This is a genomic window from Cobetia sp. (assembly GCF_983723665.1).
In genome coordinates this window covers 13,439-23,494 of sequence record NZ_CFDJES010000043.1, presented here as the reverse complement: position 1 = coordinate 23,494, position 10,056 = coordinate 13,439, and the positions used below count along the sequence as shown (strand labels likewise).

At 62.8% G+C, this 10,056-nt stretch carries 9 protein-coding genes; all 9 read right to left on the bottom strand.

Annotation, left to right across the window (positions count from 1 at the left end; all coding sequences use genetic code 11):
- Positions 1-80: 80 nt before the first annotated feature.
- Positions 81-587, bottom strand: a complete 507-nt coding sequence (locus AC4FAH_RS06420; protein ID WP_324692000.1) for an SUF system Fe-S cluster assembly regulator — start codon at positions 585-587, stop codon at positions 81-83.
- A gap of 403 nt (positions 588-990) precedes the next feature.
- Positions 991-2,286, bottom strand: coding sequence for an adenylosuccinate synthase (locus AC4FAH_RS06415; RefSeq protein ID WP_043335209.1), 1,296 nt, complete (start codon positions 2,284-2,286; stop codon positions 991-993).
- A 188-nt stretch (positions 2,287-2,474) separates the two neighbouring features.
- Positions 2,475-3,659, bottom strand: coding sequence for an ATP phosphoribosyltransferase regulatory subunit (locus tag AC4FAH_RS06410; RefSeq protein ID WP_131431591.1), 1,185 nt, complete (start codon positions 3,657-3,659; stop codon positions 2,475-2,477).
- Between the two features lie 348 nt (positions 3,660-4,007).
- A complete protein-coding gene (hflC, locus tag AC4FAH_RS06405; protein WP_107335229.1) occupies positions 4,008-4,889 on the bottom strand; it encodes a protease modulator HflC in 882 nt (293 codons plus the stop codon).
- Positions 4,889-6,109: an FtsH protease activity modulator HflK gene (gene hflK, locus AC4FAH_RS06400; RefSeq protein ID WP_043335204.1), complete on the bottom strand. Its 1,221-nt coding sequence runs from the start codon at positions 6,107-6,109 to the stop codon at positions 4,889-4,891. The genes hflC and hflK overlap by 1 nt, the downstream gene beginning before the upstream one ends.
- Positions 6,110-6,497: 388 nt before the next feature.
- Complete coding sequence (gene hflX, locus AC4FAH_RS06395) at positions 6,498-7,862, bottom strand: ribosome rescue GTPase HflX (protein ID WP_288988701.1); 1,365 nt, start codon at positions 7,860-7,862, stop codon at positions 6,498-6,500.
- 15 nt (positions 7,863-7,877) lie between these two features.
- Positions 7,878-8,126: an RNA chaperone Hfq gene (hfq, locus tag AC4FAH_RS06390; protein ID WP_043335203.1), complete on the bottom strand. Its 249-nt coding sequence runs from the start codon at positions 8,124-8,126 to the stop codon at positions 7,878-7,880.
- A gap of 114 nt (positions 8,127-8,240) precedes the next feature.
- Complete coding sequence (gene miaA, locus AC4FAH_RS06385; protein WP_286988774.1) at positions 8,241-9,224, bottom strand: tRNA (adenosine(37)-N6)-dimethylallyltransferase MiaA; 984 nt, start codon at positions 9,222-9,224, stop codon at positions 8,241-8,243.
- Between the two features lie 60 nt (positions 9,225-9,284).
- The coding region (locus tag AC4FAH_RS06380; protein ID WP_490245781.1) for a DNA mismatch repair MutL family protein at positions 9,285-10,056 on the bottom strand (772 nt) is incomplete at its 5' end.

Here is a 10,056-nt window from a genome sequence, read left to right as displayed (position 1 = left end):
CCGAATCGCAGCGAAGTTCGAATGTTCGTGTTGCCACGGCGACGTGTGTCGCGCGACAACGGATTCAGCGTTTGCCGGTTCTAGCGTTTGCCAGTGCCGTTGGCTGCCGTGGCCATGGGGGACGGCTCGTCATCCCCGTACAGACTGATGGCCTGAATCGGCAGTTGCACCGGCATGCGCAGTGGCGCGGATGACGCCAGATGCGCCAGCGTCACGCTGCCCAGCAGCTCACTGATGGCGTACGAGACGCGCTGCCAGTTGTCGGCCACCCCGCAGGTGTTGACCAGCTCGCAATCGCCGTCGGCGTGGCTGCACTCGGTCACGGCCACCGGGCCTTCGATGGCGCTGATGATGTCGCTGGCCGTGATCTGGCTGGCCGGGCGTGCCAGGCGATAACCGCCCAGCGCACCGCGCCGCGACTCAAGCAGCCCTGCCCGCACCAGCGCCTTGAGCGTCTTGCTCACGGTGGGATGCGGCAGCTGCACGCTTTCGGCCAGATCGATCGCCGCATGGGCCGAGTCCGGCTCGCGGGCGATGCGCGCCATCACGACAGCGGCATAATCGGTCATCTTGGAAAGCTTCAGCATGCTGGCCTCCACCACGGGAAGATTAATTGGGGACCATTTTAGTCCTGTATCAGAACGATGTGAAGCGGGGACCCCACCGAAAACGTCGAATTGCGACCTGGGCAACCAGTTTGCCGACAAGATAGCCGCCGATCACAACAAAAATAACAATCATTCCCATTTAAAATATCTACCAGCCCTGCCCGAGGGACCAGGTGCCCTGTACAACAATCCCGTGTGCGCCAGGTGAGCGATGACGGCAGCCCCACCCTCTCTACAACGCAAGCCCTCCCTGCAACACAAGTCATCTCTACAACGCGCACCCCTCCACAACGCAAGACACCCCGCCGGGAGAATCCCGACGGGGTGTCTTGGTCACGCCATCATGCCGTCATGCAAGGCTCATCTAAGCCATGCGTGATGATCAGCCGTGGAACGGGTTGCGCAGCACGATGGTCTCGTTGCGGTCCGGGCCAGTGGAGATGATGTCGATCGGCACGCCGACCTGCTCTTCCAGGAAGCTGATGTAAGCGCGGGCGTTGGCCGGCAGCTTGTCGACTTCGCGCACGCCGATGGTGGAATCGCTCCAGCCCGGCAGGTCCTGGTACAGCGGTTCGATGGCTTCATAGCCTTCGGAGTCCACCGGGTTGTCCAGCACGTCGCCATCCTTGCTGCGATAGCCGATGCAGACACGGATGTTCTCGAGACCGTCCAGCACGTCCAGCTTGGTCAGGCAGATGCCGCTGACCGAGTTGATCTGCACGGCGTGACGCAGAGCGACGGCATCGAACCAACCACAACGACGCGCACGACCGGTGGTGGCACCGAATTCGTGGCCACGCTCGGCCAGGTGACGGCCGAACTCATCGAACAGCTCGGTCGGGAACGGACCGGAGCCGACACGCGTGGTGTAGGCCTTGGTGATGCCCAGCACGTAGTCGAGATACAGCGGACCGACGCCGGAACCGGTGGCGGTGCCGCCGGCAGTGGTGTTGGAGCTGGTGACGTACGGGTAGGTACCGTGGTCGATGTCGAGCAGTGAGCCCTGAGCACCTTCGAAGAGGATGTTCTCGTTGGCCTTGCGCACGGAGTGGACCAGATCCACGGTGTCGCAGACCATCGGACGCAGCTCTTCGGCCATTTCCATGGCTTCGTCCAGCACCTGCTGGAAGTCGACCGGCGCTTCACCGTGATAGTGCTGCAGCACGAAGTTGTGGTAATCCAGCACTTCGCCCAGCTTGGAGGCGAAACGCTCACGGTGGAGCATGTCACCCAGACGCAGGCCACGACGCGCGACCTTGTCTTCGTAGGCCGGGCCGATGCCGCGACCGGTAGTACCGATCTTGGCGACGCCACGGGCCTTCTCGCGCGCCTGGTCCAGACGCACGTGGTAGGACAGGATCAGCGGGCAGGCCGGCGACAGACGCAGGCGATCACGCACCGGCACGTCATTGGCTTCAAGCTCACGGATTTCCTTGATCAGCGCTTCCGGAGACAGCACGACACCGTTGCCGATGACGCAGGTCTTGCCCGGGTGGAGGATGCCGGACGGGATCAGGTGGAGGACGGTCTTCTTGCCGTCCAGCACCAGGGTGTGACCCGCGTTGTGGCCACCCTGGAAACGCACGACGGCGCTGGCGGATTCGGTCAGCAGGTCGACGACCTTGCCCTTGCCTTCATCACCCCATTGGGTGCCGAGCACGACTACATTCTTGCCCATGGTTCCTATCTCTTTCGGTGAATAACCGTCGGTGAAAACCCACTCACAAGTGCAGCTGCCCTGTCGGCAGCTGCACCTCGGGACCCAGTGGCCCCAGCTGTTCTGCTATCTGTCACTCGCTGCCATCGCACTCGGATCACCGAAGCTCAACCATTCAAGCTCAGGCATCCAGGCTCAGCCATACAAGCTCAGGCATCGAGTGTGACGACCTGCCAGCCGCCGTCGCCATTGACCAGCTCACGGTTGCAACGGTGTGCATCCGCGCCGGTGGTCTGGCCCGGCAGCGCTTCGATGACACGCTCGCCAGCGGCACGCAGCTGATCGACACACTCACGCAGCGCGCTGTCGTTGAGTGCCGGCGCCCAGATGCCGTCACAGGCCGGGGCCTGCACGGCCAGCGAGGCCAGCTGCTTGAGGTCCATCGAGAAGCCGGTGGCAGGACGCGCACGACCGAAGGCACGTCCAGTATCGTCGTAGCGACCACCCTTGGCCAGCGCCTGACCGTAACCCGGGACGTAGGCCGCGAACACCATGCCGGTGTGATACTCGTAACCGCGCAGTTCGGCGAGATCGAAATAGAGCGTGACCTGCGGATGACGCTCGCGGACCGCGCAGCTCAGCGCCGTCAGCTGATCCAGAGCGCTGGCGACTGCCGCCGGTGCGCCGGCGAAGGCAGTACGCGCCTGGGCAAGAATCTCGTCATCACCGTGCAGGTGCGGCAGCGCCTTGAGCATGCCCGCCACTACCTTGTCACCCACCACGCGATCGATCAATGCATCGAGAGCGGAATACTGTTTACGCTCGATGGCGGCGAACAGCTCACGCTCGTGCTCGTCATTCATGCCGGCTTCGGCGATCAAGGCACGATAGATGCCGATATGGCCCAGTGCCAGGTGCAATTCACCGGCACCGGCCTGCTCGAGACTGGTCAGTGCCAGGTGCAGGATCTCGTGGTCGGCCTCGAGGCCGGCGTGACCGAAGAGCTCAGCACCGACCTGCACCGGGCTGCGACCGCCCTGGTGCTTGTCCGCCTTGGTGCGCAGCACGTTGGCGCAGTAGCACAGACGTACCGGGCCTTCGCGGTGCAGGGAGTGAGCATCCATGCGCGCCACCTGCGGAGTGACGTCGGCGCTGGCGCCCATCATGCGACCGGTCATCTGGTCGGTCAGCTTGAAGGTCTGCAGATCAAGCTCGGTACCGGTGCCGGTCAGCAGCGAATCGAGAAATTCGACGGGCGGCGGCAGCACCAGGTCATAGCCGAAGCGATGATAGAGGTCGAGCAGCGCGCGGCGCAGCGCCTCCATACGGGTTGCCTGAGGGGGCAATACCTCATCCATGCCATCCGGGAGGAGCCAGCGATCTGCGATGGTCATTGCGCTATCCTGCGAGAGATTTATGACAAGGGGTGACTCGTGACGCGAGGAAATTCACTCGGCTGGCGTGCGTGACAAACGCGACGCCTGCGGGGGATTTCACAACAGCCGACCGAGACCCGTGAAGCAAGGTCCTGCTCGACGCTTTCCTGTCGGCCTTGCGCCTGTGCATGAAAAGCGGCCACAAAAAAACCGGGCGGTGCCCGGTTGCAGGAGTCTAGCATGAATCCTTGTGGGATGAACCCCGCGAACCTCTCGAGCGACGTTCATCCACTGCGCGGCCTCTGATGCTGCCAGAGGCCGCGCACAACATCCCCGAAAGCGAGCCTTCGGGCTTGATGATGCTGCTTAGTTGCTACCACCCTGCGGGTCCTTGAAGAAGCGGAAGAACTCGCTGTCCGGCTGCATGACCATCATGTTGCCATCGCCCTTGAAGCTGTCGCGATAGGCCTGCAGTGAGCGGTAGAAGCGGAAGAACTCGGTATCCGCCCCGTAGGCACCGGCATAGATGGCAGCGGCGGAGGCATCGCCCTCACCGCGCAGGGTCTGCGCCTGTTCTTCGGCCTGCGCGAGCAGGACGGAACGGCGACGATCGGCATTGGCCTGGATCTTCTCGGCCTGTTCCTGACCCTGGGCACGATACTCACGTGCCTCACGCTGACGCTCGGTCTTCATGCGCTCGTAGACCGCCTGGGAGACTTCGTCCGGCAGGTCGATACGCTTGACGCGGATATCGAGAATCGACACCCCCAGTTCCTTGCGCATCACCTCGTCGAGCTCTTCGGTGGGCTTCTTCATCAGCGCGTCACGCTGCTCGGAGATGATCTGCACCAGCTCGAGCTTGCCGAACTCGTTACGCAGACTCTCGTCGACACGCGGCGCGATCAGGCGCTCGGCCATCTGCTCGTCGCCGGAGGTCGCTTCGTAGTAGCGCTTCGGATCGACGATCTTCCACTTGACGAAGGAGTCGACGATGACGGCCTTCTTCTCGCGGGTCAGATAACGGCTTGCCTGGGCATCCAGCGTCAACACGCGCGTATCAAAGGTACGGATCGTGTTGTAGACCGGCAGCTTGAAGTGCAGGCCGGGCTGGATGTTGTCTTCCACCACTTCACCAAACTTGAGCTTGATGGCGCGCTGGGTCTCATCAACCGTGTAGAGGCTGTTGCTACCAAGCCAGGCCACTACGGCCAGACCGGCGACGGCCATCAGTGAGCGATTGTTGATCATTAACGACCCTCCCGACGGATGCTGTTGCTGCTGTCAGTGCTCTGGCTGCGGCTCAGGGCATCACTCGCCTGTCGGGACACACGGTCCAGCTCACTACGACTCATGCCACTGCTGTCTTCGGCGGCAGCACTGGACTTGTTGGCCAGCTTGTCCAACGGCAGGTACATGAGGGAATTGCCGTTCTCGACATCCACCAGCACCTTGTTGGTCTTGCCGAGCACTTCGCCCATGGTTTCCAGATACATGCGCTCGCGGATGATTTCCGGCGCCTTCTGGTACTCGGTCAGCAGGGACGTGAAGCGGTTGGCCTCACCCTGGGACTTCGCGACCACGGACTCCTTGTAACCCTCGGCTTCCTCGATGATGCGCTGCGCCTGACCCTGGGCTTCCGGGAGAATCGAGTTCTCGTAGGCCAGTGCTTGGTTGATCGTGCGCTGACGATCCTCACGCGCCTTGATGACGTCATCGAAGGAATCCTGGACCGCTGCCGGCGCAGAGGTGGACTCGACGTTGATGGTCTGCAGCGTCAGGCCGACACCGTAGTTGTCCAGATAGGACTGCAGGCGCGACTTGACGTTGCTGGCCAGCAGTTCACGACCGGAGGTCAGGATGTCGTTCATGTCGGCACTGCCGACTTCGTGACGCAGCGCAGAGTCCATGGCGTTCTCGAGACTGATCTCGGGCGCACGGACGTTGAGCAGGAAGTCACGCGGGTTGGACACCTGATACTGCACGGACATCTGGACTTCGACGATGTTCTCGTCCTGAGTCAGCATCGACTTGGTCTGGGAGAGCGAACGCACCTTGGTGACGTTGACCTCACGCACATCGTCGATGATCGGCGGATTCCAGTGCAGGCCCGGACCGACGATGTCGTTGTACTTGCCGAAACGCAGCACGACGCCACGCTCTGACTGATCGACCAGATAGAAACCGGAAGCCGCCCAGATGGCGACCAGGATGACACCGATGATACCCGGCAGTGCGAAGGCATTGGTGCTGCCACCGTTGCCGCCATTGCCACCGGCACCGCCACGACGCTTGCGGCCATTGCCGAGCATGCCGTTGAGCTTGTCCTGGAATTTCTTCAGCGCTTCGTCGAGGTCGGGCGGTCCACCATTGCCACCGCCGTTACCCCCGCCCCCCTTCTTGTCCCCGTTGCGACCACCGCCGCTCCACGGGTCATGCTGGTTGCCGCCACCCGGCTCATTCCAAGCCATACGTCGTCTCCACTCAGTCGATGTTCCGCTCGTCATTATGATGACGCCGCCCTGCCAGCTGCGACCGGTTCCGTGCCTTGAGCCTGATGGCCTCCGGCGACCGATTCTCTCGTACGGCATGGCGACGCGTCCCTTGCGGGAGAAGGCCATGGCCCTGCCCGACGGCCATCGTCCGTCGGACGGCATCCAGCCAATCCTGCTGAATGCCCGCTGCTCTGACGCGCAGGGCAGGCCCTGCGCGAGGGCATCCATCGTCATTCATGCGCGGCGATGGATGCTGGGTAGTGCTTGCCACTGCCTTGCGACAACGGTGCGCTGCTGCCTCGTGCGCCACTTCTCATCGAACTGCTGCGCAGCGCACCGGCGCAAGTCTCGTTACCAGACGGTATCAGGACTTGTGCGTGACCGACACGCGATGCTTTTCCGCGCGTTCGGCGGACAGCTCACGCTGCCAGGCTTCGCGGTCGTCATGTTCACCGCCGAGATAATCTTCAGGCGATTCACCAAGATGCGACAACAACTGCAGAAAGTCGCGTTTCTCGAGACGAATGTCCAGCAGCGCATTGCCCTGCTCGTCATATTGCTCGTCCTTGACCGCGTCCAGCTCATGCAGACCTGCCCGCAGACGGGACTTGGCAGGCCCCAGCGTCAGCTGCATGGAGATGACGTTGTCGGACAGCAGCTCGGCGAAGGCCTGCATCAGAAGATCCAGCCCCTTGCCGTCGCGTGCCGACAGCCACACCGCCAGCGGACGACCGAAGCCATCACGCTCGATGCGCGGCGCCATGTCGAGTCGGTCGATCTTGTTCATGACCAACAGACGCGGCACATCACCGGCATCGATCTCGCTCAGGACGTGATTGACCTGCTCGGTATTGCGGTCATTCTCCGGGTCTGCGGCGTCGATGACATGTACCAGCAGATCCGCTTCCGCCGCTTCCTGCAGGGTCGCCTGGAAGGCTTCCACCAGCTTGTGCGGCAGATGACGAATGAAGCCGACGGTATCGGCCAGGACTGCCGGACCGACATCCTCGAGCTCCAGACGACGCAGCGTCGGGTCCAGCGTCGCGAACAGCTGATCGGCGGCGTACACCTCGGAGGTGGTCAGCGCGTTGAACAGCGTCGACTTGCCGGCGTTGGTATAGCCGACCAGCGACAGACTCGGGATCTCGGCACGCGCACGGCGGTTCTGATCGCGCTGCTTGTGCACCTTCTCGAGTCGCTTGTGGATCGACTTGATACGGGCGCGCAACAGGCGACGGTCAGTCTCGAGCTGGGTTTCCCCCGGGCCTCGCAGACCGATACCGCCCTTCTGACGCTCAAGGTGGGTCCAACCCCGCACCAGGCGGGTGGACATGTACTCGAGCTGTGCGAGTTCCACCTGCAGCTTGCCCTCATGGGTCCGCGCACGCTGGGCAAAGATGTCGAGAATCAGACCGGTACGGTCGATGACGCGACACTTGAGCGTGGCTTCGAGGTTACGCTGCTGGGAAGGACTCAATGAATGGTTGAAAATGACCAGCTCGGCTTCGTGCACGGCCAGGGCCTCTTGCACTTCCTCAAGCTTGCCTTCTCCGATGAACGTACGGGAGTCGGGGCGGGGCCGGCTACCCTCGATGAGGGTCGCCGGCACGGCGCCTGCCGAACGTACGAGTTCGAGGAGCTCACCGGCATCCTCGCGTTCTTTTTCGTCCCGGAAATTGACATGCACCAGGACGGCCGTTTCACCGGCTTCGGGTCGTTCGAAGAACAATCAGCGCCTCTAACTTCAGCTTTCTGTGGACGGCACGCTCGGATCCTGGGCCGGCAGGCGCACATTGCGCGACGGCACCACGGTCGAGATAGCGTGCTTGTAAACCATCTGGGAGACAGTATTGCGCAGCAGGATCACGAACTGATCGAAGGATTCGATCTGGCCCTGCAGCTTGATGCCGTTGACCAGGAAGATCGAGACCGGGATACGTTCCTTGCGCAGGATGTTCAGGTACGGGTCCTGGAGTGATTGACCTTTGGACATGTGACTCTCCGTAAAAATGTCTCGTTCGAGGTAAGTATGGTTATGTTCGCCAGCGCTCCGGGTTGCCCTCTTGAGGGGGCTTCACGGGCGCGGGTCGTGACCGCTCATGTTACGCTAAGTGCAGGTCTGGCGCACGATTTTCAAGGTTTTACTGTAAGGATCTACACCCATGGAATCCACCGGGTGAATCCCCTGCCAGCTCCGCAACCAGGTCAACTGTCGCTTGGCGAGTTGACGCGTCGCGATGATGCCGCGTTCGCGCATCTCATCCCGGCTCAGATGGCCATCGAGAAAATCCCACACCTGACGGTAGCCGACACAACGTATCGAGGGCAGGCCCGCATGCAGCTCCGGACGTGCCTTCAGCGCTTCGACCTCGGCAATGAAGCCCTGTTCCAACATCTGATCAAAACGCGTCTCGATACGTTCATGTAACACGGCTCTATCGTGGGGCGCCAGTGCGATCGCTATCGGCCGGAACGGAAGTTCCGCCTCTGGCTGCTCCGCGAGCAGCTCGCTCATCGGACGCCCGCTGATCAGACAAACCTCCAGCGCACGTGTCAGCCGCTGGGGATCAGTGGCCCGAATGCGCTGTGCCGTGGCCGGATCAAGCCGCGCCAGCTGCGCATGCAGCGCCGACAGACCCTCGGACTGGATACGCGCCTCGAGCTCCGCGCGCAGCTCGGCATCCGCTGCCGGCAGCTCCGCTACGCCTTCCAGCAGACGCTTGAAATACATCATGGTGCCACCGACCAGCAGCGGCATCTTGCCGCGGGACTGGATCTCGGCGATATGCGCCAGCGCATCGCGACGAAACTCGGCGGCGGAATAGCTCTCCAGCGGGTCGAGAAAGTCGATCAGGCGGTGTGGCGCTCGGGCCAGCTCGGCCGCGCTCGGCTTGGCCGTGCCGATATCCATGCCGCGATAGATCAGCGCCGAATCGACACTGACCAGCTCCGCGCCCTGCTCCTCATGCCAGCGAATGGCGAGGTCGGTCTTGCCGGAGGCCGTCGGCCCCATCAACAACACGACAGGCGGCTTGTCAGCCACCTCAGGCGCGTGGTGTCGGGAATCTTCAGGGGGTTGAATCTGGGTCATGGCCTATTGTCTGGGCTGGGAGGTGAATCAGGGGTGAACCGCGACGACACGGGGCGTCATCTACTGGCCGCGCAGGAACAGCTTGTCGAGCTCATGCATCGAAAGCTCGGTCCAGGTCGGTCGGCCATGATTGCATTGCCCGGAGCGCTCGGTGCGCTCCATGTCACGCAGCAGGGCATTCATTTCCGGAATCGTCAGACGGCGGTTGGCGCGCACGCTGCCGCGACACGCCATGTCGGCGAGCAGTTCATTCATGTGCGCCTCCATGCGGTCACTGCGCCCATAGCGCTCAAGATCTTCCAGCATGCCGCGCACCAGGGGTTCCACATCGGCATTGCCGAGCACGACCGGCACCTGACGCACCAGCAGCGTTTCCGGCCCGGCAGCGTCCAGCTCGACGCCCAGACGCGTGAACGCCTCGGACTCGCGCTCGAAGGTGCCCATCTCGCGCGCACTGACCGCCAGCGACACCGGCACCAGCAGCGGCTGGGCCTCCAGATGGCCGCCACCATGCACATGCTGCTTCATGCGCTCATAGGTGATGCGCTCGTGAGCGGCATGCATGTCGACCATCACCAGCCCGCGCGAGGTCTGCGACAGGATGTAGACGCCGTGCAGCTGCGCCACGGCGTAGCCCAGCGGCGGCGTGTCATCGTCGTCACTCTGGGCCGGCAGACCACGCATCACCACTGCCGAGCTGCCTGAGACCGAACCACCCGAGACCGAACTGCCTGAGACAGACGGCGCCGACATGCCAGACATGGCATCGCTGGAAGACGCGCCACCGGACGGCCCACCCACCTGAGGCGTGTCGACCCGCCAGCCGGGCGCA